The sequence below is a fragment of the Christensenella sp. KGMB01412 genome (genome assembly GCF_055522415.1).
On sequence record NZ_JBVFVW010000004.1, the window covers coordinates 196,966 to 220,724 of the forward strand.

Sequence of the window (23,759 nt, forward strand, 5' to 3'; positions counted from 1 at the left end):
GTTGTTTACAGCGCGGTTTGAAAACATCTGTCGGTTGTGAAAACAACACAGTGATATTATAATTCTTTTATGGACAAAAATCAACGAATTACTTCATGGAGGATCACGACAATACATGGCATATATCGAATTCAATAACGTTGTAAAAGAGTATGGTTCCGGCGAAACGGTTATCCGGGCGCTGGATCAGGCAAATTTTTCAGTAGATAAAGGTGAATTAGCGGTCATATTGGGGGCGTCGGGCGCCGGCAAGACCACAGCATTGAATATTTTAGGGGGAATGGACACCGCAACGTCGGGCGAAATTTTGGTCGACGAAAAAAACATTGCGAAGTATCCGCACAAAAAGCTGGTAGAATACAGGCGGTCGGATATTGGATTTGTCTTCCAATTTTATAATCTGGTGCCAAATCTGACGGCGCTGGAAAATGTCGAGCTGGCGGCGCAAATCTGCGACGATTGCCTCGATGCGTCAGAGATACTGGATAAAGTAGGCCTTGGCGAACGCAAAAATAATTTCCCTTCACAGCTGTCCGGCGGCGAACAGCAGCGTGTTTCCATTGCGCGCGCGATCGCCAAAAATCCCAAGCTGCTGCTGTGCGACGAGCCGACGGGCGCCCTTGATTACAATACCGGCAAACAGATTCTTCAATTATTACAGGATACCTGCCGGAAAGAAAAAATTACGGTGCTGGTTATCACGCATAATTTGGCAATCGCGCCCATGGCCGATAAGGTGATTCACTTCAAGAACGGCACGGTCACAGACATCACGCGCAATCCCCAGCCCATGCCCATTTCACAGATCGAGTGGTGAGCGGAATGAAGAAGGCTTCCCTGAAAGACATTTGGCGTTCTGTGCGCAACGGAAAAAAACGTTTTTTTGCTATCCTGATCATTACGGCCCTTGGAATGGCCATGCTCACCGGCCTGTATGCCGCCTGTCAGGATATGTACTATTCGGCCGACCGGTTTTTTGAAGAACAAAATTTGTTCGATGTGCAGATTTTATCCACATTGGGCCTCACAGGGGATGATCTGGATGTTTTATCCCAGGTGGAAGGCGTGGAAAATGCGGACGGCGTTTACAGCGAAGAAGTGTTTACGGAAATAAACGGGACGCGTTATACGGCCGATATGACGACGCTAAGCTCCAAGGGGCTGAACCGGCCTTACATATTATCCGGCGCCTTGCCGCAAAATCCTGACGAGATCGCTGTTCCGCAAAGTTATTTGGACGAGAGCGGCAAATCGGTCGGAGATACGCTCAGCATACAGGAAGAAGAGGATGGCGAAGAGACGGATGAAGAGGATACTTCCGATTCCGATTTGGATATAGACGTCGAGCTGGAAGAAGAAACCGCCACCTTTCCTGTTACGACCTATACGATCACCGGCGTTGTTATCGACGCAACAAATATTACAAACGAAGAAAACGAAGGGTTCCGCACATCCTCGGGAAGTGATTTTACCTTCTTTGTCGCTGCTGAAGCGGTAAACAGCGATGTATACACCGCTGTTTATGTGTCCCTTACGGATACCGGGGATATCAATAGCTTTTCAGACGAATACGAGAGCACTGTGGATGCTTTTGTCGGCAATATTGAAGCAAACATCAAGCAGCAAAGGGAACAGGCGAGATACGACGCCGTCGTTGGAGAAGCTACGGAAAAGCTGGAAGACGCGCGGCAAACCATGGACGAAAAATTTGCCGACGCCGACAGGCAGCTTGCCGAAGGCGAACAGGAGCTTTCGGACGGCAGGACAGAGCTTTCAGACGGTGAAAAAGAGCTGGCTGAACAGGAAAAAAACGCCAAAGAACAGTTCGAGAAAGCACGCAATGAAATACAGGACGGAAAAAATGAACTGGCTGAAAAACGGCAGCAGGCTGAAAGTGAATTTGCCGGCGCGCAGCAGCAGATAGATTCGGCCCAAACCCAGCTCGATGAAAGCCGCGTTCAGATAGAAGCAGGGCTTGCCCAGGTCAAAGGTACCCTCGCAGGCGCATGGCCGGAAACGGAATGGAACGCATTGGTCGACGCCGCGGGAGCACTGGCTGCGGCTGGAAGCGGCGATGAGGATATCGTACGGGGAACGGCAACCCAAAGTAACGCCCTCTACAGCGCTCTTGCGGCGGTTACGGGCAGCCTGTCGGCGGGCCTGCAGCAGCAGTTGGGCCAGCTCCAGGCTTATCTGGACGCCCTGAATCAGAACCCTTCCGCCTCCGCTGAAGAAAAAGAAACGGTTGCCGCATCTATCAAACAGCTTGAAGAAAAAAAGCAACAGCTGGACGCCCTTCCGTCCTCCTGCGTACAGCTCGCGCTCGGCATGGGAAAGATCAATGGCGGACAGGCGGCGCTCGATACGGAAAAGGCTGTATTTGAGCAAAAGAAAGCCGAAGCAATCCAGCAAATGGACGACGCAGCCGCCCAGCTTACGGACGGTGAGGAAAAGCTGAACGCGGAGGAAGAAAAGGCCTGGGCGCAGATCGCACAGGCCCGGCAGGATATTGCCGACGGAAAAAATGAACTTACGGAAGGCGAGGAAGAGTTAAACAAAAATAAAGATGAATATCTTGAAAAAAAGGCTGAGGCTGAGCAAAAGCTGGCGAACGGATACGACGAGCTGAGCGATATCGACATGACAAAATGGTATGTCCAGGACCGGACGTCCCTGGAGAGCTATTCCAGCCTGAAAAGCGATATGTCTTCTATTGAAGCGGTAGGCACGGCTTTTCCCATTGTATTTTTACTGGTCGCCATTCTGATCAGCCTTACCACCATGACGCGTATGGTGGAGGAAGAACGCGGTTTGATCGGAACCTACAAGGCATTGGGATTCCGCAACGCGGACATCAGTAAGAAATATCTGGTTTTCGCGTTCGCCGCATGCCTGCTTGGAGGACTTCTGGGGGATATCCTGGGATTTATCTTCATGCCAAAATTGATTTCTTATATATTCGATTCCCTTTATATACTTCCTGAATTCTATTTACAGTTCGACCTCCTTTACGGAATAGGCGGGATCGCTTTGTTCATGGCCGGAATTGTGGGAGCGACTGCAATCGCCTGCCGCAGCGAGCTCCAGCATATGCCGGCGGCATTAATGCGGCCAAAGGCTCCGCGCGCGGGTGCGCGTGTCTTCCTGGAACGCATTCCCATTATCTGGAACAGGATGAAATTTTTAAGCAAGGTTACGGTCAGGAACCTCTTCCGCTATAAGAAACGTTTCTTTATGACGATAATTGGGATCGCAGGCTGCACGGCCCTTGTGTTGTGTGGGTTTGCCATTCGTGACTCGGTCAATTCACTCACGCCCAAGCAATATGACAATATTTACCAATACGACCTCATGGTGGTTGCCGACGATAAAGATTATGGGGAACTGTCGCAGGAGCTATCCGGGCAGGGCGCTCTTGCAAACCATATGGATGTCCGGCTGACGACTGTGGGGCTGATCAATTCCTCGGAGAATTCTGAAAACGTGCAGCTTATGGTGGTGCCCGATGATGCAAGCCTCGATGGATATATCAATATCCTGGATCTCTCCGGCAATAAAATCAGCCTTGGAGAAAAAGATGTTCTCGTAACGCGCAGCGCGGCGAATACTCTGGGGCTCAAAGAGGGCGACACGATTGAACTGGAGGACTCGGATCTTGAGCGCAGGGAGACGGTCCTTACCGGAGTCGTCCAGAATTATCTTGGAAACACCGTCTATATGAAACAGGCGTTGTATGACGAACTATTTGGAGATTATGCACCAAATGCAATGCTTGCGGATTTGAACGATACGGTCACAGACCAGCCGGCTTACGCTGAGTCGCTCCTTCAAAATGGCAAGGTGCTTTCTTCGCTCAGCACAACCGCACAAATCGAAGAATTCAGCTTCGATCTTATCAATGCGGTAGTCCTTTTGCTGATCGTTATGGCCGGAGGACTGGCTTTTGTCGTACTGTTCACTTTGTCAAACACCAATATTTCCGAACGGATCAGGGAGCTTGCGACAATCAAGGTTCTGGGATTTTACGACCGGGAGGTACACCAGTATGTCAATAAAGAGACGCTCATCCTGACCTTGATCGGGATTGTGGTCGGCCTGCCGGTTGGAAGGGTGCTCAGCGGATTTTTAACGTCGGCGCTTAATATGCCCTCCCTTTATTTTGAAGTGAACGTCGAACCGTTCAGCTATATCATTTCAGCGGTCATATCCTTCTGTTTTGCGCTGATTGTCAACCTGATGACAAACCGTACGCTGAATCGCATCGATATGGTCGAAGCGCTCAAAAGCATCGAATAAAAAGCAGTGCGCACTGCATTTCCTTACCTGCTTTTTACGCGTCTTTTACCGTTTTTTGATAGAAGGCCCATGCCCGGGCGTGGTATTCTGGTACCAGAAAGAAAGCCGCGGATCTTTTACAAATGAATACTGTTTCTGATCAGGAAAACAGGCAGGACAGCCTTTATGGGCTTTGCATACAAATAAGCAGGCCGGACCAAAACGCCGGTACTGTTTCATACTCATCTTTGTATCATTCAAAAACCAAAACGGATAAGGGCGCATGAAGCGCCCTTATCCGTTTTTACCTTTACCCGCAGTCATACTGATTAATACAAAAAGCCCACACAGAATAAAATCCGCATGGGCTTTCAAATAATACAATACTTTTTATTGGATCCCGCGTATGGACTCCCTGCCGATATACGGGCGCAGGATTTCCGGCACCTTGATGCTGCCGTCCGCCTGCTGGTAATTCTCCATGATCGCGGCGACCGTACGCCCCACCGCAAGCCCACTGCCGTTTAAGGTATGCACATATTTCAGCGAGCCGTCCTTATCGCGGAACCGGATACCCGCGCGGCGTGCCTGGAAATCCTCAAAATTTGAGCACGAGGAGATTTCCACATACCTTCCGTAGCTTGGCATCCAAACCTCGATGTCGTATGTTTTCGCAGACGAAAAGCCAAGGTCTCCCCCGCACAAAAGCACCACGCGGTATGGAATCTGTAAAAGCTGCAAAATGCTCTCCGCATTTTCCACAAGCTTTTCCAGCTCGTCGTACGAATCCTCCGGGCGTGTGAATTTCACAAGCTCTACTTTATTAAACTGGTGCAAACGAATAAGCCCCTTGGTGTCCCTGCCCGCGCTGCCGGCTTCTGCGCGGAAGCACGGCGTATACGCACAACGGTAGAGCGGAAGGTCTTCCCCGTTCAGAATCTGCTCGCGGTACATATTGGTCACCGGCACCTCTGCAGTCGGAATCAGGTAAAGGTCCGTATCCTCGATATGGTACATATCCTCCGCAAATTTTGGCAGCTGGCCCGTACCCTCCATGGACTTCTGGTTTGCCACAAACGGCGGGATAACCTCCGTATACCCGTTCTGCTCGGTATGCGTGTTGAGCATAAAGTTCATCACCGAACGCTCCAGCCTCGCGCCCAGCCCTTTATAGAACACAAACCGGCTGCCCGCCACCTTTGCGCCCAGCTCCGGATCAATAATATCAAGGTCATTCCCCAGATCCCAGTGCGCTTTCGGCTCAAAATCAAACTTTGTCGGCTCCCTGAATTTGCGTATCTCTACATTGTCGCAGTCGTCGTTGCCCGCCGGGACGCTCGCATCCGGCCTGTTCGGGATGCCCATCATGGATTTTTCGAGCCGCGCGGTCATAATCTGGAGCTCCGCGTCATAATCCTTGATCTGCGAGGCAAGCTCCTTCATTTCCATCATGATAGAGGATACGTCCTCCCCTTTTTTCTTCATGGAGGGTATCTCTTTGGATATCTTGTTTCGCTTTGCCTTTAATTCCTCCACCTTTGTCATCATGGCGCGGCGTTCCTCGTCGAGCTTCATAACCGCTTCCAGAGGAATTTCCTTTCCCCGCTTTTTGAGCGCGTCCGCGATCGTTTTGAAATTGTCGCGCAATACTCTTAAATCCAGCATTCTATCTACTCCCTTTGGCAATAATATACATCTTGTCGGTTCTCTTTTTTACATCTTGTCCGGCGCTTTGATACCAAGCAGCGTAAGCCCTGTTTTGAGCGTATCCTTCACAGCCTGTGCAAGCGCGATGCGCGCGTTGGTCTGCGGGATATTTTCATCAATGATCCTGTATTCATAATAATACTTGTTAAACGCCTGTGCAAGCTCCACCAGGTGGCGCGTCACATAAAACGGCTCACACTTCTCACTCGCCAAAACCACAGTCTGCGGGAAAGACGCAAGCAATTTTTCCACTGCCATTGCCTCGTCGTTCGCAAGCACCGAAACGTCCATTCCCTCGCCGTTCTTCTTATGCCGCGCGATGACGCTCGAGCAGCGCGTGTGTGTATACTGCACATACGGCCCTGTTTCCCCGTCAAAATTCAGAACGCGGTCAAAGGAAAACGTAATGTCTTTGATGCGGCTTTGGGACAGCGTAGAGAAAATGACCGCTCCAATACCGATATCGCTTGCGATTTGCTCTTTGTTTTCCAGTCCCGGATTCTTTTCCTCTATCACCGATAATGTTTTTTCCACTGACTTTTTGAGGACATCCTCCAAAAGGACGATCTTCCCCTGCCGCGTAGACATCGTCCCGTCCTCGAGCGACACCATGCCAAACGCCACGTGTTCGCAATCGTCCGCCCACTCGTGGCCCATCTTTTTGAGCACCGCAAACAGCTGCTTGAAGTGCAGGTTCTGCTGATACGCAACCACATACAGGGATTTTGAAAAATCATAGGTCTTCTTGCGGTATTCCGCCGCCGCAAGGTCACGCGTCGCGTACAGCGTTGTCCCGTCCGATTTTAATATAATCGCCGGCGGCAGCTCCTCTTCATCGAGGCGCACTACAAAGGCCCCTTCGCTTTCCACCAGCAGGTTTTTCTCCCGCAGCTCGCTGAGCACCGCCGGAATTTTATCGTTGTAGAAGCTCTCGCCCGCAAAGCTGTCAAACTGCACGTCCAAAAGCGAATACACACGTTTTGCCTCCCGGAGCGTAAGCTCTTTGAACCAGCCGAAGATACGCATTGCCTCTTCGTCCCCGTCCTCGATCTTCTTAAACCACGCGCGCCCTTCGTCGTTGAGGCTGTCGTCCTTCTCCGCCTCCTCATGGAAGCGCACATATAATTTGAGCATCGCGGTCACGGAATCGCGGTTGATTTCATCGTCGTCGCCCCATTTTTTATAGGCTGCAATCAGCTTTCCAAACTGTGTTCCCCAGTCTCCAAGGTGGTTTACGCCCACAACGTTGTAGCCCAGGAATTTGTGGATTTTATAAAGGGCGCTGCCGATTGCCGTACTGGAAAGATGTCCGATATGGAACGGCTTTGCAATATTTACGGAAGAATAATCGATCACGACGGTCTTGCCGTCGCCGATCTGCGAGCTGCCCCAGCGCTCGCCTGCTTCCGCAAGCTCTGCGAGCACAGACCGCGCGTATAACTCCTTGTCGTAGAAAAAGTTAAGGTACCCGCCCGTTACCTCGACGCTTGCAACAAAATCGGGCTTTTCAATTTTTTCAGATAATTCCTGCGCGATTGCCGGAGGCGCTTTCCTCAGAACCTTTGCAAGCTGAAAGCATGGCAATGCGGCATCGCCCAGTTTGGGATCGGGCGGCGTTTCCAGCATTTGCGATATTTCACCGGACGTAAGCCCCGCGTGTTTTGCGATTTCCTCCGCCAGTGCGGTTTTCAGATCCATTCTTTTTCCTCCGTGCCGCGTGTTTTTTCTGGTTTACAGTAACACTTAATATACCACAAATCTCCGGTTTTATCAACGCATTTTGTGTGGTATAATCTACTTTAAGCGCAGAAAGCGGAAATGAAATCTTGTGGAGGAACAAAATGAAATTAGGATTCAAGCGGCTGTTATTCCTGGTGCCTTTCATCGTATTTGCAGTTGTGCTTCTGGTGCTCAGTAACAGATGAAACGCTTTATCCCCGTGTTGCTTGTCATTTTATCATCCATCCTCCTGTTTTCATGCGCGGCACAGCTTCAAACAAACGAATCCTTCGCAATGGATACTGTAATCCGGCAAACGGTTTACGCTTCCGACGCTGATGTTATCATCCAAAATAACGACATACTACGTGAGATTGAAAACGAGATGTCCAAAACCATCAATACGAGCGACGTCGGAAAACTCAACGCCTCTCAGGGACAGACCGTCCAGATTTCATCCGATACAGTACAGGTCCTCATGGCGTCCCTTGCAGAGGCGGAAAAGACGGACGGCGCGTTCAATCCCGCACTCGGCGACGTCATAACCGCATGGGGGTTTGGAACGGACAGTGTCCGTGTCCCGGATGACCAGGAACTTACCGCGCTTCTTGCGGCTACGGATTACCGGAAGGTCACTGTCGAACCGGCGGACAATACCGCAAACACCGGCGGCATGCAGATCGACCTTGGCGGCGCAGTAAAGGGCTATGCGCTTGACCGTATTGCCGAAAACCTGCAACAGAACAACATTGAATCTGCCGTTATTTCGCTTGGCGGGAGCATTTATGCGAAAGGAACAAAGCCGGACGGCAGCAGCTACAAGATTGGCATACGCGATCCTTATAGCGGCAAAAACGACTATATGGGCACCATCCTTCTTGAGGGCAAATTTGTATCAACCTCAGGTATTTACGAACGTGGATTTGAAAAAGACGGAGTTTGGTATCACCATATCATCGATCCAAAAACCGGATATCCGGCGGATAATGGAATTGAATCCGTCACTGTGGTTGCAGACAGCGGCATCCTCTCGGATATTTATTCCACTGCCCTTTTTGTTATGGGTGTGGAAACAGGGATTGAATTTGCGCAGCAAAACGGCCTTGACGTACTGTACCTGACCAAAAACAAAGAGATTGTCACAACGGACGGCTTCCGGGAAAAATACGATTTTAAAGTAAAAAACACCAACTACAGGGAACAGGCGGCCTGATGCAAAAAAAACTGATCCAAAAAAGCGATATTATCTTTACCGTCGTTATTGTGGCGGCGGTTCTTTTGATATGGTTTTTTATGCTTCCCACCGGGAAAGGCCATGATGTGGAAATTCGGCGGAACGGCGAGTTGATCGCCACCCTTCCGCTCACAGAAGATACTACATATGAAGTCAGTGGAGAATATAAAAACGTCTTTGAAATCAAAAACGGCGAGGTGCGTATCATTGAAACGGATTGCCCCAACCACCAGTGCGAAAAGGCCGGCAGCATCTCGCATACGGGACAAAGCATCGTGTGCGCGCCAAACGGCGTGAGCGCAACGATCACCGGAGGGGAGGCGGATATCGATGCAGTTACAGGATAACCGGTCCGCTACCTCAAAATTTGTGCTTTCCGCTGTATTGTGCGGAATCGCCCTTGCGTTGTCTTTGATTGACGCTGCGGTTTCTTCACTGCTTCCGCTGCCCGGCTTTAAGCTTGGGCTGGCAAACGTGGTATCCCTGTTTGCCCTCATCTACCTTGGCGGGGGGTATGCGACGCTGATCTGTGTGGTGCGCTGCCTGCTTACCGCGCTCCTTTCCGGCAATATTACAATGCTGTTTTTTTCGCTCGGGGGAGGCCTTGTATCGCTGCTTGTGATGTTCCTGTTTTTAAAACGTTTATCCCTGATTAAGGTAAGCGTACTGGGCGGCATCACGCACAACCTGATGCAGCTCCTTGCCGCGGCGCTTTTGACAGCGACGCCGCAGGTATCCTATTACCTGCCTTTCCTGTTGCTCACCGGCGCTGTATGCGGATTTTTTATTGGCATCCTCACAAGCCTTGTCCTGAATAGAGTCAAATCCCCTTACGGATCAGGCACGAAATAATTTTTATTAATTCTACGAAATTTACCCCGTTTTGCCACCCGGTATCGTATAATAAAGGTAATAAATATTTAGGGTGGGCTTTCGTATGAAAAAAATAATATGTGTGCTTCTCATCGCCGTCGTCCTGCTGACAGGCAGTGCTGCATTGGCGGCAAACGTTCCAAAGCCCGTGCTTGACGCACGGGAGTCTACAGTTTACATCGAGGTGGAAAACGACGAGGGAGTATTCAGCGGCTCCGGCTTTGCGATCGGTACTGCGGACACCATAGAATATGTTGTAACCAATCATCATGTCATTGAAGGAGACAACGGAACATTTACCGTATATTTCGGTGAATATGATTCTGTAAATGCCGCCGTAGAGATCGATCTTCCCGACATAGATGCCTGTGTCTTAAAGCTTGATACGCCCATTTCGGGTATGAGGCCATTGGTATTGTACGCCGGGGAACCGGACAAATTAACCGGGGAGCGCGTTTACGCACTTGGCTTCCCGGGCTCTGCGGACAGCATATTTGACCGTACCGGCAATGTCGGCCAGGATGTAACAATCACCGACGGTATTATCAGCGCGGTAAAAGAATCTTTTGCTTTCGGAACCGGCGAACGTTCTGCAACCGGCCTGCAAATGAACGCGTCCATTTTTGGCGGGAACTCCGGCGGCCCCCTTATCAATGAGAATGGAGTCGTGGCAGGGATCAACACCTTTTCGTCAACGCAGGATTCAAATCTGTACGGTTCCCTTTGTATTTCCGAGCTCCTGCCTTCCCTTGACAAGAAAGGAATCCCTTACAAGGCAAGCTCAAATCCCCTGTATTCCGGAATGCTGTGGATTTATATCATCATTGCAGCTGCGGCGGTTTTGTTCCTGTTATGGTTCTTCAAGCTCCGCAAAATGAGGCATACGAAAAAGCAAAAAACCATTTCCTTCAACGAATACCTTGAAAAAGCCGGCGGTATTTTAGATCATGATTTCGCATCCCGCCTTCTTACGCCCGTTGCCCGGCAAGTGGCAGAGCTGCAAAGGAACGGCAAATGCAGCTTATCCATTTATCCGCAAAATATCAGGGTACGGCCAGAGACCGGTGAAGCTTCTCTGCTTCCCGCGAAAAAACAGACGCTCGCGAACGGCTATTCCGCGCCGGAGCAGTATAAAGAATTTTCACAGCTTGGAACATGGACGGATGTTTACCAACTGGGCGCTTTATTTTATCGTGTGCTCACGGGTGAACGGTTGCCGGAGGTTATGGCGCGTTTGGAGGACGATTCCCACACACAGCAAAAAATTGAAAGCCTTACGCTTTCAGATCCTGAAAAAAAAGCTTTAAAGGACGCCCTTTCCCTCAAGATAGAATCCCGCTTGAAAGATGCGGCTTCTTTCCTCCCGGCATTACGGATCGCGACGGCGACAGAGCCTGCAACATGGACTGCTTCCGGACCTGCGGCGTTCCAGCCCCAGGTTGCGCCGGTTAAAAAAGAACGCAAAAAAATGAGCACAAAAAAACGGAATAAAATTGTCGCCTTCAGCATAATCGGCGGACTTATTGCGGTTGTGGGCGTTGGGGCCTATATCCTTGTGCAAACTTATAATACTGCATACGCTTACGCTGAAAATTTTGAATTTGATCAGGCTAAAAAGGAAATTGAAAAGCTTCCGCCAATCACTGACGACATCCGTAATCTTAGTAGCTATACAGACGCGGCACTGCTTCTGCAAAAAAATCAATTCGACGAGGCTCGCGCTTTGCTACAGAACCTACAGATGTACGGCCCCGCAAATACGCTATTGTCAGAAGTCGATTTGCAGCAAGGGCTTTTTATAATCGCAGGCGGCGATTCTGAAGGCGGCGAAGCTATGATCAAAACCTACACTGACAAAAAAGGCAACTCGGCCGACTTGGACTCAATTAATTACGGGCGGGGATACGCTTATTCCGAGGCCGGGAAGTATTATCAAGCGGAAAGTATTTTTTTCCAGCTTGGAGATTATTCCGACGCACGCACAAAAGCGATGGAAAATTCTCTTTTGATTGCCAAAGGTTACATTGACAAGGACGAGCCCCTGAACGCTTATTACACAGTAAAAAAATATGAAGACTACCCGGATATGCAGGAATCCATACAGGCCATAGAGGAGCTTGTATACCAGTATGGCTGTAAAATGATGCGAAAGAACGAATATAATATGGCAAAATCGTGCTTTTCCGCAATCGAAAGCTACAAAAATTCTGCCGATTATCTTACGCTGCTACCTGCAGTGGAAAGTAATTACATCTTTTCGGATATGACCTATTATGAATCCCTGGCAGATTTGGAAGAAGGGGGATATCTGCTTCGAATGGGATTTTTGGATGTTTCCCCATTCCTGTAAGCAACCAAATATAGCCAACCGTTTTGCAAAACGGTTGGCTTCTTTTTTATACCAGTTTATCCCGCAGGGCCGTCAGTTCCTCTTCCTTAAGCCCGATCTCCCTCAGGTAACCATGCACCGAGCCGTAGGTTTTCGTAAGGTGGTCCATCAGGTCTTTTATGTACTCCGGCCTCGATTCAAAAATATAATCGGGAATCGTGATGCCTGCGAATTTTGCCCACCACCGCTGCCGGTCAAAGACCTTTTTCATATGCTCGCCGCTCACGCTGTAATCCGCGATAATCACCTCGTCCGGAACCTTCACCTCTTTTAATATCATCATCGCAAGGATTCCTGTGCGGTCTTTGCCCGCTGTGCAGTGAAAAAGCGCGCAGCCCTCGCACTCTATCAGCCTGCGAAAAATAGCCGCCAACGTATCCTTGCTGTTCTCGACAAGCTCCGTATACATATCGCTCATGTTTTTGGGCAAATTCCCTTTGAGCAGCGTGGACTGTACCTTATCAAACAGGGGATAATTTACGTATTCCATTTGCTTCGTATCTATTTTGTCCGCTCCGCGCTTAATTTCCGCTTCACTTCGCAGGTCGATCACCAGCCGTACTCCGTAATCGTAAAGGTAATTGCGTCCTTTTTTCGTGAGCTTTTTCAAATTATCCGCCCGTAAAAAAACCTTATCCTTTGTTGTCTTTCCATCTTCAGTCGGGTACCCGCCCAGCTCGCGCACATTGCGTGTGCCCTTGAGGGGAAGCGGTTCGTTTACCTTGTAGTCGTCCATAGAAAACTCCTTTTCAGCTTGCACAGAAGCGTGTTATAATAACATCCATTATGAGCTATCTGATTCTTTATTTGATCCTGATTAATATCATTGCCTTTACCGTATGTTATCACGATAAGCGTGCCGCAATCAAGCATAAACGCCGCACGCCTGAAAAAACGTTGTTTTTCCTGTCGGCGATCGGAGGCGCTTTTGGCTTTCTGGCTGGTATGCTGCGCTTTCGCCATAAAACAAAGCATACTGCCTTTCGGATCCTGATTCCTGTCTTTTGCGCCATATGGGCCGCCTGTCTTATATTGATGGTTAAGGCCTTATACTTCTAAACAAAAAAACAGCCGCCAAAGCGACTGTTTTTGATTCGGTCCTGTTTTTCGTATCATTTATGCGACAGCTTCTGCGACGGGTTCTTCCGGTTCTTCTTCCAGATCGTCCAGCTTCTGAACCTGCCCTGCTTCCGGCTCGTCCTCCTTGAAGGAGCCTCCCCAGATCGTATTGATCGTCTCTTTGCTTCCATCGCCCATGGTGACCTGGGACGTTGTCACCTCTGCCGTACCGTGAACCATTTCTGCGTCCTGCGTATCATTTTTGTCCACAGTGCATTTCGTTATATCCCCAATTACGTCGCCCTTGTCCATTTTCGAGATGTCCTCATTTGTCCAGAAAATATTAAATTGATCGTTCGTTTCTTTCCAGATTCTCCAACTGAATTCCGAATCCCCGTCGATGCCTTCCACATCCTGCCTCAACTGGTCGTTTACCGTTGGGGCAAAGTTCGGGCCCGTGGAATCAAGTGTCGTTTTGGCGCCCCGCGTATCGAAATATTGATATACATCAGACTGTGGATCTCTTAACTGGGCCGTCAGCCATTCGATTGCGTTCACGGTAACATTAATCGGATTGGGTTCCACCGGATCAGGTTCCACCGGATCAGGCTCCACCGGATCAGGCTCCACCGGATTGGGTTCCACCGGATCAGGTTCTACCTGATTGGGTTCTACGAAATCGGGGTTCCCCTGGTAATTGTCCACCGGAGTTGCACCCACAAAGGTTTCTCCCACAAAAGTTGCTCCCTGCAGGCCCTGCGCTTCTGCTGACGGCGATATCCGTTGTACCGTCTCTGCTACAACAGCTTCCCTGTCATCCGCACCGGAAACATCCGCGTCTCCTGACGGGAGGTTCTCCGCTTCTTCCGGTTCCCCCGCCGTATCGTTCTGCCCCAACGCGTCGGCGCCGGCAAGCGGAACCTCCGGTTCTGTGATTTGTGTTGTTTCCGGCGTATTGTCAGGCGTACCGGTGGCGGCGAGAACCGACAGCGTAATTATGAATGCACAAATCAAAAGCAGGGACACGACCAGCAACCATTTCTTTTTATTTTCTTTTTTCTGATTAGTGTGTTCCATTTTTTTGATCTCCTGTTTTCTTTTTCTGATTTTATATTATACCTGTCCGGTCTCAATTATGGTCACACTTTTACTATTTTCCATTCTTTTTTTGAAAAAGTGAGATTGAAACAAAAAAAAGGCGGCCTCTATCCGGAAGCCGCCTTCGTAATCCAGTATCTTTAGTTCCTGCGGGAAAGAAGGAATAAACGCAGAAAGGAAAGGAACGACGCAAGCATTGCCGCCACATACGTCATTGCCGCCGCATTGAGCATTTTCCTTGCTTCCTTCTGCTCCTGCACGGTCAGAACTCCTGACGCCGTAATATTTGCCATTGCCCTGTTGGAGGCGTTAAACTCTACCGGCAGCGTCACAAGCTGAAAAATCACAACCGCAAAATACACCCACGCGCCAATCTCGATCAGGGGCCTTAAAGTCGAAAACAATATGCCGATCAAAATCAGGGGGAACGCAAGGTTGCTTGCGATATTTACGATTGGAACAATCGCGTTTCTGACGCGCATCGGCCCATACTTTTTATAGCGCTGCAGCACGTGCCCGCATTCGTGTGCGGCGATCGAAACGGCGGCTACGCTATGCTTTGCATATACGCCCTCAGAAAGGCTTACCGTGTTGGTACGCGGATCAAAGTGATCGGTCATATCTCCCGCAATCGACTGGATTTTCACCCCGTCTATGCCATTCTGGCGCAGCATGGACTGTGCAAACTCCCTGCCCGTCACACCGCTCTGCGCAGGTATTTGCGAATACTTTTTATAGGTGGAGCTGACCTTCGCCTGCGCCCAGATCGTCACAATAAACGCCGGTATCAGCAGCAGCCAGGTCCAGTCAAACCAAAATGGAAAAAACATTGTCTGTACTCCTTTTTACTTGTGCTTCCTTTATATCATTTCTTTATGAACTATATATAAACGTAAATACGCCCGGTCAAAACGTTTCTGTCCCTGACTTGAACGAATCAAGAAGCAACGTTAAGCTTCCCAAACCGGGCCTGCCACGGGAAAATCAACTTTTCCTGAGACAACAACGGCCCGCACCAGATGTGCGGGCCGTTTCATTCCGGATTGGTTTACGTTACAGCAGGGCAAGCGGTACCACAGAGGCAATGCTTGTGCCCTTCACCTTCAAATGGTCGATATAAACCTCGACCTCAAAAGATCGCTGCATATTTTCGCAGTTGATTACATCGCTGCTGCTTCCGAACGTACAACGGCCCGATTTATCGAGCAGCAGGGCTTCGTCGGAAATTTTAAGCGCGTGATCCGGATAGTGCGTGTTAAAAACGCAGGAAATCCCCTTTTCCTGGGAAAGCTTTTTTATGGTATCCAGTATGATCAACTGGTTTTTAAAATCCAGGTTTGATTCCGGCTCGTCAAGAACCAGCATGGATGGCTTCGTGGTAAGAGCGCGGGCAATCAATATCATCTGCAGCTCTCCGCCGCTCATCTGCGAGCAAAGCTTTTCCTTAAGGTGCGTAACGCCTACGAGCGCCATGGCCTCGCGCGCCGTCTCAATGTCTTCGCGTCCGGGCTGCTGCATCATTCCAAGATGCGCGCAGCGCCCAAGGAGCACCATTTCCTCCGCCGTATACATCAGCGCGTTTCCCTTTGCCTGCGGTACATACGCAATTTTTTTCCATATCCTGCGTACGGGCATTTTGCGGATGTTCTCGCCGTCGATTCTGCTTTCTCCTTTTTTCCAGTGCAGAAGTCCCATCATACAGCGCAGGAGCGTTGTTTTCCCCACACCGTTCGGTCCCAGTATGGAAAGTATTTTTCCGTCCGGCACCTGGAAATTCAGGTTGTGCAGGATCTCATGTCCCGGCTGATATCCAAACGAACCGTTTACCACTTCAAAAATCACAGGTTTGCACCTCCCGTTTTTTTGAGCAAAATGATGAAGAATGGCGCGCCGATCACCGCGGTCAGAATGGAGATCGGTATTTCCGCAGCCGTTGCGCTGCGCGCCACCGTATCCATTATCAGCAGGAACACCGCGCCAAGGCTGATACTGGCGGGTATGATGTTCTGGTTGTTGCTGCCAAACAGCATCCGGCAGATATGAGGGATCAATAGCCCTACCCAGCCTACCTGCCCGCACATGGAAACGCAGGACGCTGTAATCATCGTCGCCGCAAGAGCGATTACCACGCGCATGACCTTGATGTTCACACCCATGGTCTTTGCTTCGTCCTCGCTGAGCATCAGTACGTTCAGCTTCCAGCGCAGCGCGAAGATAATCCCAATGCCCACAACAATAAAGGGCGCTCCCAGCATAAGGCTTTTGTAGCTCGTGTTGGCAAGGCTTCCCATCAGCCAGTAGGTAATTGCGGGAAGCTGCGATTCACTGTCCGCCACAAATTTGATAATCGAGATACCCGCTTCGAAGAGCGAAGCGATCACCATGCCTGAAAGGATGACCATGATGGTGCTTGCGCCTTTTTTCTGGCGGCTGATCATGTAGGTCATCAAAACGGCAATGAAGCCGATCCCCAGCGCAGTGAGCTGCACGGAGATAAGCCCCATTCCCAAAAGCAGCGCCAGCGCCGCTCCAAAGCTGGAGCCCGCCGCCACGCCAAGCGTATCCGGCGTGGCCAGAGCATTGGAAAAAATGCTCTGGAATGCCGCGCCCGACACCGCCAGTCCTGCCCCGCACAGCACCGCGAGAATAATTCGCGGAAGCCGCACGTTGATCAGCACACTGTATATCTGCGGATCAACGCTATCGGCGCCTTCGGTGATGATTCGAAACAGGTTCGATACAATCTCATCCGGCCCCAGAAGCAGACGTCCGATCCCCATACAGATGATAGCCGTAACAATGGGCAGAACCAGCAATATAATATTTCTCAGTACATGATTTTTCCTTAAGGTCAACATCGATTAAAATGCCGCTGCTGACTCCGGCGTCGGATTAAGGATCAGGTCAAGCTGCTCGTCCGTAAGCTCAAGTCCGTAATATTCTTTGTAATAATCCTTGATCTCCTGTTCAATGTCAAGGTCTGCAAACAGCTCTGGATACATCTGCTTCGCCATCCACTGCAGCATCAGCGGGGAATCGGAGGACGGCGGGAACCAGTAATACATTCCCAGCGGTATTTTGTAGACGCGCTTATCCTGCACGGCCTTCACACCGCTCCAGTCATGGCCATCCGCCGCTGTGTTGTTGTAAAGGTCCTCAGGCGTATAGGCAGAGAAGCTGTTGAGGAAGATCACTTCCGGATTCCATTCATAAATCTGTTCCATATTTACTTCGCCCACAAAGGCGCCGACGTCATATCCCAGGTTCACGCCGCCGGTGGAGGTGATCCAGTAATTCGCAAAGCTTGTGCCTCCCGCGGTGATTGCAGATTCGTTATAATTTGAAAGAATCAGCGTATTTGGTTTTTCATCGTCCGAAACGCCCGCAAGGGTATCTGCAACCTGCTTTTGGACATCCTCACCATATTGGATGATGCCATCCGCCCTGTCGGATTCGCCCATCACCTGTTTTAAAAGGTCAATCCAGGCGTTAAAAGTCTCGATGGTATTGTAGTCGTCATAGAGCGTGGTGGAAAACCCAACCGCAGGAATTCCAGCCGCTTTGAGCGCCTCATAATTTTCCGTTACGTCCGCGTTGTAAAATACAACGTCCGGCTCTAATTTCAGCAGTTCTTCCATATTGATGTCGTCGCCGCTCGCCCAACCGTCCGGCAGCTCTTTGAGTCCGGGATACGCTTCCCCCAGAATGGAATTAACCGCAGCGTTTTTGGAATCCGGGTGAATGCCAACGAGACCGTCAGACGAACCCATAAACATGCAGTAAACTGATGTTAACGGCGTAAGACCGCCGATCGCCACGCGTTCTACCTTTTCCGGGAGAACCACTTCATTTCCGGCGTGATCCGTGATTGTGCGTGTTTGCGCCGCTTCCGACGCTTCGGCAGAAGCGCTTGCTTCTGCGCTTTGTGTTGCCTCTTCGCTTTGCGTCGCTTCCGCAGAAGGCTCCTGCGTTTCGGCAGCCGGTGCACAAGCAGTCATGAGTAGCGCCATGCACAGCACGGCAGACAATAAAATAGCAATACCTTTTTTCATCTTTACCTCTTTTCCTTTCAGACTTGTTATATTTTGAAGGAGATTTTTTCTCCTTTCACACCATAGAAGCCAGCCTCTCTATTTTGTTTCCAATAAATGGAACGCACTCTTCCCAATGAAGCTTACTGGAAACCGCAGGAATGGGAAAATCCACAAAATGAACGTGCTTTGAAGGCTTTAGCAGCATTTTGAACATCGGATCGGCGATAATCGTGTCGTATCCGCCGTTCAGAATTCCGCTGATTTCCTCTTCGCCTACGGCCTGGAGATCGCCTTCGGCCATCAGCTCCCCACACGGAGAAAAAATTCCCGCCACGGCAATGCCGTCCATGCCATAGTCCTGCTCCAGGCACAGGCGCATCGCATTGGATGTGATTCGCTCGCCCATAATCAGCACACGTTTTTTTCCCTGCTCCCGTTTGCCGGTAAGCACCCTGTTTAAGCCGTCGTCCATACTTTGCTGCACAGCACTAAAGAAGGTTTCCGACGCTTTTTCGCCCACCGGCAGCCCTGCCACATAAGGGATGCGGTATGTATCATAAAAATACTTTGCCACCGCAAGGCCGCTTTGAGAGACCACGATATTCACCTGCGCCTCCGCACTTTTTTCAATATCCTCAAGAGAGGTTCCCATTGCGTAGGACGAAAGTACCTCGTAGCCCCTTTTTTTGAACGCGGCTTTGATGTCTTCCGCGTTATCGCTTACATAAAAGTCGAGCGGGGTAAGGCCCAGCAGGTTTACCGCACCCTTTTGTGTTTGCGCTTTCCGTGCAAATTTCTTTGCAAGAGCGCAAAACGCGTTTCCTGCGCCTTCGTCGTAAAGCTTCAGTCCCGTTGTTGGAAATCCAAACGCGGGCGCGCCGTAGCGTTGCTCCACCTCGCCTGCAATCCCTTCAAAGTCGGTACCGATGATCATCGGCACCGGGCTTCCCGTAATGCAGATAAACTTTGGGTGCATTTCCCGCGCAGCCTGCATAATCCTTCCAATCAGCTTTTCATCATCGCCCAGTATCGCGTCGATCTGGCGCAGTCCCGAGCAGTACACCTCGCTTTTCGAGCCGTACCAGCGCGGTTCGTCAAAGCCTGTATAATTACCGGTGCAACCGCATGCGTCATGGATTATTATCATGCCGCCAAGCTCGAAGAGCGCAGAGCATACGCCTGAGTAATCCGGCGCAAACGGGGGCAGCCGTAATGATAACTGTTTCATAATTCACACCACCAATCCGCTGTCTTTGACCAGCTTTTCAAGGTCATAGCTGTGGTCGCATTCCCGCTGCATCCTTTCAGCAAGCAGCCTGACGCCCGCAAAGCCGTACTGTTCTCCATCTGCGGCAAGCGGTACCACATGCGGCGAGCCTGTAAAATACGCCGCTTCAAATCCAATGCACAGGTAATCCTCGTTTTTCTGTACGTGGCCGGGCATGGTATAATGCTCAGGCTGCGTAATCCTGACCTCTTTTTTGTATTTCATAAGCCACCTCAGGTCTTCGCGTTCTGCCGGAAGACATTCGGACGCATAAATCGTATCCACGCAAATTCCATGCTCCAAAAGCAGCCGCGCCATTCCAAAGGGACGGTAGGTCGCCGCATAATCGATGCAAACAGGTCTTCCGTCAAGCTTTACAGCCGCTTTCAAAAGCGCTTCCTGCGCCTTCTGACGTTCCGTTTCAAGCTGTGGCGGCTCGATTTCAAATTTTCCGCATACTTCGCGGATTCCATTTTCGATCTCGTCAAACGTATAGCTTACGGGAAGGTAGAGGTAATCAATTCCCTTTTTGAGCTTCATCTGCTTTGCCGCGTAGAGTGCAAGCGGCGTAACCACAATGTTGAGCATACTTTTTCCCATTTGCATAAAATCGTCAAAGGTTTCGTAATTACTGATGTGGTTTGAGCGGATCCCGTGCTCTTTGAGCCATAATACCAGCTCGTTATTTTCTTCTACTGCAAGGTTGTTGCCGATAAAGTTGACCGCACGCTCCTTTTGGCCGGACTTTTCGAGCAGCGAATACATGGTGTCCTGAATCGTGACAGCGGGCGGCGCAGGGCCGTCCCCCGTAATTGGATTCATAAAGCACACCATTGATTGGGTTTCCGGATATTTTTCATTCAGCGGCTTCAGGAACACATCGTGGTCCGTCCCAAGAAGATTGTCGATACAGGTTACAAAAATCATAAACACGCGCGGACGCGGATTCATCTGTCCCAGCATCTCGTCTACGTTGCGCAGTATCAGCTGCTCATAGCTTCCGGAAACGATGTCCGATTCCTTGATAAACAACCACGAAATGCGGTCGTCTATTTTAAGCTCCATGGACGAAAGCATGATGTGGCGCATACAAGCGGATGGCCCCACAAAAAGCTGGTAGCTCTGCGGCACCTGCATTGCCATGCGCACAATGCTCCAGCCGCCCCTTGCAGGGGAGGAATACTGGAGTGTCGTTTCAAAATCAAAGGTCTGTTCAGGCATTTTTTCTGACCTCCGTATTACACACCGCAAGGACGCAGTCCGCAAGCTCCATATATTCACGCGCCATATCGCTTTCGGGATACGCTTCCACAACGGTTTTGTGCTGCTGCTCCGCACGCTGAACAAAGCTGCTGCGTGGGATTGTTTTTACAATCCCGCTGTGCGCCTCGCGTGCGAATTCCTCAACAAGCTCTGTCTCGCGTTCCACATTGCGCGCATTCAGGATCACGCCCCCAAAGGCGGCGTAGCCCCTGTTTTTGAAGTTTTCGATTGCGAGAGCGATGTTTGCCGCTGCGTATAAAGCCATTTTTTCCCCTGAGGTAACGACGAACACCTGATCCGCATAACCACCACGGATGGGCATCGCAAAGCCGCCGCACACCACATCCCCGAGTACGTCATACAGTACGATATCCGGCTTATAAATTTCATAGGCATGAAGCTCCTCCAGTTTTTCAAACGCCGTTATAATACCGCGCCCCGCGCAGCCAATCCCCGGCGTGGGGCCGCCTGCTTCCACGCACAGTATGCCATGATAGCCTTCTGTTACGATGTCTTCCAATGCTGCGCCGTCTCCCTTTTCCCGCAGCACGTCAAGCACCGTGGCGATTGGCTTGCCGCCGCTGACATTCTGCGTCGAATCCGCCTTTGGATCGCAGCCAATCTGCATCACGCGAAACCCCTTCCGCGCAAGCGCGGCGGAAAGATTGGATGCGGTTGTCGATTTGCCTATCCCACCCTTCCCATATAAGGCAATTTTGATCATTTTACATTGATTCCTTTCCCATTCCGTCTGTTCCCATTTCGGTTAGTATAGGCTAACTTACGTTGCTGTTTTGCTTTCGGTTTTGCAGGATCAAAGCCCTGCGGTTGTTGTTAACATGGTTTTTGTGCAGCGATCAGTTAGCCTTAACTAACCATTTGAAAAAGAATAAGAGGCCCAAAAGCCCCTTTGCTTTTAGTTAGCTTTCGCTAACCGATATTAACTTTATCATGCTTTTTAGGGTGTGTCAATATGTCCGCAAAAAATTTCATGAAAAAAACATACGTTATTGCATTATTTCACGTCAGGCACAGGACAGATTGCAGCGAAGGGCATCAGGAGCCGTTGCGTTTTGGCTGGATTTTGTTTCATGCACGGACAGGCGGATGCAGAGCGCGTCCTTGTTTTCCCGTTACAATGTCCGCGCGTCCCTGAGTCGCAAATTGTCCTGCGGCCGACCAGTGAAGGCAATGAACTGTACTCACACTACAGTATAAGTACGCCGCGAACGATATCATCATACCTTTTTATCGGCGTTGCAATACGCCGTAACACTCCCGTCGGATAAACCCGTTTTGGGAAATAACAGCCGAAGCGCAGGCGTTTCCTCTATAATTCTTCCAGCGGAATAAAGGAGGGCTTTCTCTGCTCAAAGGTACAAACATATTTCACCCCGCACTGCTTCATCAGCTGCACCGCGTCACGAAAACGGTGCCCGATCGCATCTGAAAAATGTGCGTCGCTGCCCATCGTCATAACCTCGCCGCCAAGCTCTGCAAAACGTTTTATGATGCTTGGATGGGGCGTGGGATAGTCGTAAACAAAGTAATTACTGGTATTGACCTCGATTCCCTTTCCCTTTGAGATTGCGGTGCGCAGGATTTCATCCAGAAGCTCGTGAAAATCCGCGTATGTAAACGGCCCGCCGCCGCCCGTAAGGCCCGCCGCCTTCTCAAGGTATTTATCGATATAGCCAATATGCCCTATTACATCGTAATCATCAAAGTTTTGCAGGTCGTAAAGCATCTCCTCCAGATACTCGCACTGCGCTTCCCGCAGCGTTTTCCCCTCAAAGCCGTCGCCAAAATACGGATCCTTTTCCTTTATGGTATGCTGGGACGCGATGATAAAATCAAATCCCCGCCCCTTAATGCTCTCCTGCGTGCGCTTGAGTACGGCGGGCCGCAGGGAAACCTCAACGCCCTTACGGACTATGATTTCCGGGACGACCTCCCGCGCTTTTATGATTTCCATGTCATAAAACGAAAAATCCAACTCGCAGTTTGTCTCGTTGTACGGGTAATCCAGCTCATGGTGCTCGGTCATACAGATTTCCGTAAGCCCCTTGTCCCGCGCCGCCATTGCACAGCGCACCGGGCTGTCGTAAGCGTCAAAAGATAAATTGGAATGGATATGGTAATCAAACATTGCTTTCTCCTTATTTTGCATACGGTTGTAACGCTCTCAGTTCCATTATAATCTACCCGCGCCGCTTGTCAAACGCAATGCGGGAATGGCTTTTGCTTGCGGTAACCTTATTTTGCGCGGTTCCTTTCAGAAAAAAAATATGATATACTAAAGTGTATTTAATGATAAAATTAATTTTTTGATATAAAGAGGAATAAAGTTTTATGGAAAAAGCGTCAAAAACCCGTTTTTTGTGCGAGACGGGGCTGATCGCGGCGATCTATGCTGCGCTCACATTGCTTCTCGCGCCCTTAAGCTACGGGCCGGTTCAGGTGCGTATTTCGGAAGCGCTTTGCGTACTTCCGTTTTTTACGCCGGCGGCAGTCCCCGGGCTTTTCATCGGCTGCCTGCTCGCAAACCTTTATACAGCGGGCCTTGGCCTGATGGATATCATTGTGGGAAGTCTTGCCACGCTGCTTGCGGCATTCATCACGTGGAAAATCAGGAACAAAAACAAATGGCTGCTGCCTCTTCCAAGCGTTATCGTAAACGCTTTCCTGGTAGCCTGGGTTTTGCTGGTGCAGTACGGCACGCCGTACTGGCTGAATGTTTTTACCGTGGGCGCCGGGCAGGCTGTTGCCTGTTATGTGGTAGGCATGCCGCTCTGGTTCCTTTTGAACCGTTATAAAAAAACAATTTTCCGTATTGTTTGA

At 50.1% G+C, this 23,759-nt stretch carries 20 protein-coding genes; 8 read left to right on the plus strand and 12 right to left on the minus strand.

Annotated features, from left to right (window positions below; genetic code table 11):
* The first annotated feature begins 115 nt into the window (after positions 1-115).
* Both ACS5WU_RS08515 and ACS5WU_RS08520 read left to right on the plus strand, forming a co-directional pair.
* Positions 116-817, plus strand: coding sequence for an ABC transporter ATP-binding protein (locus tag ACS5WU_RS08515; protein ID WP_046443351.1), 702 nt, complete (start codon positions 116-118; stop codon positions 815-817).
* Between the two features lie 5 nt (positions 818-822).
* Complete coding sequence (locus ACS5WU_RS08520) at positions 823-4,296, plus strand: FtsX-like permease family protein (RefSeq protein ID WP_465089097.1); 3,474 nt, start codon at positions 823-825, stop codon at positions 4,294-4,296.
* A 369-nt stretch (positions 4,297-4,665) separates the two neighbouring features.
* Here ACS5WU_RS08520 and serS read toward each other — a convergent pair whose 3' ends face one another.
* Positions 4,666-5,940, minus strand: coding sequence for a serine--tRNA ligase (gene serS / locus ACS5WU_RS08525; protein WP_046443353.1), 1,275 nt, complete (start codon positions 5,938-5,940; stop codon positions 4,666-4,668).
* Between the two features lie 48 nt (positions 5,941-5,988).
* On the minus strand, positions 5,989-7,680 hold the full coding sequence (argS, locus tag ACS5WU_RS08530) for an arginine--tRNA ligase (protein WP_465089098.1): 1,692 nt from the start codon (positions 7,678-7,680) through the stop codon (positions 5,989-5,991).
* Between the two features lie 316 nt (positions 7,681-7,996).
* On the opposite strand from argS, the gene ACS5WU_RS08535 reads away from it, so the two are divergent.
* The 4 genes from ACS5WU_RS08535 to ACS5WU_RS08550 all read left to right on the plus strand — a co-directional run bounded on the left by ACS5WU_RS08535 (position 7,997) and on the right by ACS5WU_RS08550 (position 12,158).
* Entirely contained in the window at positions 7,997-8,914 is a 918-nt protein-coding gene (locus tag ACS5WU_RS08535; protein WP_465089099.1) for an FAD:protein FMN transferase, read from the plus strand.
* Positions 8,914-9,282 carry a NusG domain II-containing protein gene (locus ACS5WU_RS08540; protein WP_052740441.1) on the plus strand — a complete coding sequence of 123 codons (369 nt, stop codon included), beginning with the start codon at positions 8,914-8,916 and terminating at the stop codon, positions 9,280-9,282. Before ACS5WU_RS08535 ends, ACS5WU_RS08540 begins: the two co-directional genes overlap by 1 nt.
* Positions 9,266-9,787: a Gx transporter family protein gene (locus ACS5WU_RS08545; RefSeq protein ID WP_046443356.1), complete on the plus strand. Its 522-nt coding sequence runs from the start codon at positions 9,266-9,268 to the stop codon at positions 9,785-9,787. The genes ACS5WU_RS08540 and ACS5WU_RS08545 overlap by 17 nt, the downstream gene beginning before the upstream one ends.
* Positions 9,788-9,872: 85 nt before the next feature.
* On the plus strand, positions 9,873-12,158 hold the full coding sequence (locus ACS5WU_RS08550) for a trypsin-like peptidase domain-containing protein (RefSeq protein ID WP_046443357.1): 2,286 nt from the start codon (positions 9,873-9,875) through the stop codon (positions 12,156-12,158).
* Between the two features lie 46 nt (positions 12,159-12,204).
* Here ACS5WU_RS08550 and ACS5WU_RS08555 read toward each other — a convergent pair whose 3' ends face one another.
* Positions 12,205-12,933, minus strand: a complete 729-nt coding sequence (locus tag ACS5WU_RS08555; protein ID WP_046443358.1) for a tyrosine-protein phosphatase — start codon at positions 12,931-12,933, stop codon at positions 12,205-12,207.
* A gap of 50 nt (positions 12,934-12,983) precedes the next feature.
* Here ACS5WU_RS08555 and ACS5WU_RS08560 point away from each other — a divergent pair, with 50 nt between their 5' ends.
* The gene (locus tag ACS5WU_RS08560) at positions 12,984-13,256 is read left to right on the plus strand and encodes a DUF1294 domain-containing protein (protein ID WP_059109360.1); all 273 of its coding nucleotides are present in this window, start codon (positions 12,984-12,986) and stop codon (positions 13,254-13,256) included.
* A gap of 57 nt (positions 13,257-13,313) precedes the next feature.
* Here the strand turns inward: ACS5WU_RS08560 and ACS5WU_RS08565 are convergent, their stop codons facing one another.
* The 9 genes from ACS5WU_RS08565 to ACS5WU_RS08605 form a co-directional block, all read right to left on the minus strand.
* A complete protein-coding gene (locus ACS5WU_RS08565) occupies positions 13,314-14,333 on the minus strand; it encodes a hypothetical protein (protein ID WP_059109359.1) in 1,020 nt (339 codons plus the stop codon).
* Between the two features lie 161 nt (positions 14,334-14,494).
* Positions 14,495-15,184 carry a zinc metallopeptidase gene (locus tag ACS5WU_RS08570; protein ID WP_046443360.1) on the minus strand — a complete coding sequence of 230 codons (690 nt, stop codon included), beginning with the start codon at positions 15,182-15,184 and terminating at the stop codon, positions 14,495-14,497.
* A gap of 223 nt (positions 15,185-15,407) precedes the next feature.
* Positions 15,408-16,196 carry an ABC transporter ATP-binding protein gene (locus ACS5WU_RS08575; RefSeq protein WP_046443361.1) on the minus strand — a complete coding sequence of 263 codons (789 nt, stop codon included), beginning with the start codon at positions 16,194-16,196 and terminating at the stop codon, positions 15,408-15,410.
* A complete protein-coding gene (locus tag ACS5WU_RS08580) occupies positions 16,193-17,212 on the minus strand; it encodes a FecCD family ABC transporter permease (protein ID WP_059109357.1) in 1,020 nt (339 codons plus the stop codon). Before ACS5WU_RS08580 ends, ACS5WU_RS08575 begins: the two co-directional genes overlap by 4 nt.
* Before the next feature lie 3 nt (positions 17,213-17,215).
* Complete coding sequence (locus ACS5WU_RS08585) at positions 17,216-18,406, minus strand: ABC transporter substrate-binding protein (RefSeq protein WP_046443363.1); 1,191 nt, start codon at positions 18,404-18,406, stop codon at positions 17,216-17,218.
* 55 nt (positions 18,407-18,461) lie between these two features.
* The gene (locus ACS5WU_RS08590; RefSeq protein WP_302760114.1) at positions 18,462-19,616 is read right to left on the minus strand and encodes a nitrogenase component 1; all 1,155 of its coding nucleotides are present in this window, start codon (positions 19,614-19,616) and stop codon (positions 18,462-18,464) included.
* A 3-nt stretch (positions 19,617-19,619) separates the two neighbouring features.
* Positions 19,620-20,876 (minus strand): nitrogenase component 1, encoded by a 1,257-nt coding sequence (locus tag ACS5WU_RS08595; protein WP_302760115.1) that lies wholly within the window; start codon positions 20,874-20,876, stop codon positions 19,620-19,622.
* Positions 20,869-21,642: a nucleotide-binding protein gene (locus ACS5WU_RS08600; RefSeq protein ID WP_046443366.1), complete on the minus strand. Its 774-nt coding sequence runs from the start codon at positions 21,640-21,642 to the stop codon at positions 20,869-20,871. The genes ACS5WU_RS08595 and ACS5WU_RS08600 overlap by 8 nt, the downstream gene beginning before the upstream one ends.
* A 606-nt stretch (positions 21,643-22,248) precedes the next feature.
* Complete coding sequence (locus ACS5WU_RS08605) at positions 22,249-23,088, minus strand: histidinol-phosphatase HisJ family protein (protein WP_465089100.1); 840 nt, start codon at positions 23,086-23,088, stop codon at positions 22,249-22,251.
* Between the two features lie 182 nt (positions 23,089-23,270).
* On the opposite strand from ACS5WU_RS08605, the gene ACS5WU_RS08610 reads away from it, so the two are divergent.
* On the plus strand, positions 23,271-23,759 hold the full coding sequence (locus ACS5WU_RS08610) for a QueT transporter family protein (protein WP_046443368.1): 489 nt from the start codon (positions 23,271-23,273) through the stop codon (positions 23,757-23,759).

Excerpts from the sequence above, each read along its gene's own strand:
- ACS5WU_RS08565 (WP_059109359.1), bottom strand. The coding sequence starts at position 14,333 with ATGGAACACACTAATCAGAAAAAAGAAAATAAAAAGAAATGGTTGCTG.
- ACS5WU_RS08560 (WP_059109360.1), top strand. The coding sequence starts at position 12,984 with ATGAGCTATCTGATTCTTTATTTGATCCTGATTAATATCATTGCCTTT.
- ACS5WU_RS08585 (WP_046443363.1), bottom strand. The coding sequence starts at position 18,406 with ATGAAAAAAGGTATTGCTATTTTATTGTCTGCCGTGCTGTGCATGGCG.
- ACS5WU_RS08555 (WP_046443358.1), bottom strand. The coding sequence starts at position 12,933 with ATGGACGACTACAAGGTAAACGAACCGCTTCCCCTCAAGGGCACACGC.
- serS (WP_046443353.1), bottom strand. The coding sequence starts at position 5,940 with ATGCTGGATTTAAGAGTATTGCGCGACAATTTCAAAACGATCGCGGAC.
- ACS5WU_RS08605 (WP_465089100.1), bottom strand. The coding sequence starts at position 23,088 with ATGCAAAATAAGGAGAAAGCAATGTTTGATTACCATATCCATTCCAAT.
- ACS5WU_RS08515 (WP_046443351.1), top strand. The coding sequence starts at position 116 with ATGGCATATATCGAATTCAATAACGTTGTAAAAGAGTATGGTTCCGGC.
- ACS5WU_RS08570 (WP_046443360.1), bottom strand. The coding sequence starts at position 15,184 with ATGTTTTTTCCATTTTGGTTTGACTGGACCTGGCTGCTGCTGATACCG.
- ACS5WU_RS08535 (WP_465089099.1), top strand. The coding sequence starts at position 7,997 with ATGGATACTGTAATCCGGCAAACGGTTTACGCTTCCGACGCTGATGTT.
- ACS5WU_RS08580 (WP_059109357.1), bottom strand. The coding sequence starts at position 17,212 with ATGTTGACCTTAAGGAAAAATCATGTACTGAGAAATATTATATTGCTG.
- ACS5WU_RS08540 (WP_052740441.1), top strand. The coding sequence starts at position 8,914 with ATGCAAAAAAAACTGATCCAAAAAAGCGATATTATCTTTACCGTCGTT.
- ACS5WU_RS08520 (WP_465089097.1), top strand. The coding sequence starts at position 823 with ATGAAGAAGGCTTCCCTGAAAGACATTTGGCGTTCTGTGCGCAACGGA.
- ACS5WU_RS08600 (WP_046443366.1), bottom strand. The coding sequence starts at position 21,642 with ATGATCAAAATTGCCTTATATGGGAAGGGTGGGATAGGCAAATCGACA.
- ACS5WU_RS08610 (WP_046443368.1), top strand. The coding sequence starts at position 23,271 with ATGGAAAAAGCGTCAAAAACCCGTTTTTTGTGCGAGACGGGGCTGATC.
- argS (WP_465089098.1), bottom strand. The coding sequence starts at position 7,680 with ATGGATCTGAAAACCGCACTGGCGGAGGAAATCGCAAAACACGCGGGG.
- ACS5WU_RS08595 (WP_302760115.1), bottom strand. The coding sequence starts at position 20,876 with ATGCCTGAACAGACCTTTGATTTTGAAACGACACTCCAGTATTCCTCC.
- ACS5WU_RS08545 (WP_046443356.1), top strand. The coding sequence starts at position 9,266 with ATGCAGTTACAGGATAACCGGTCCGCTACCTCAAAATTTGTGCTTTCC.
- ACS5WU_RS08550 (WP_046443357.1), top strand. The coding sequence starts at position 9,873 with ATGAAAAAAATAATATGTGTGCTTCTCATCGCCGTCGTCCTGCTGACA.
- ACS5WU_RS08590 (WP_302760114.1), bottom strand. The coding sequence starts at position 19,616 with ATGAAACAGTTATCATTACGGCTGCCCCCGTTTGCGCCGGATTACTCA.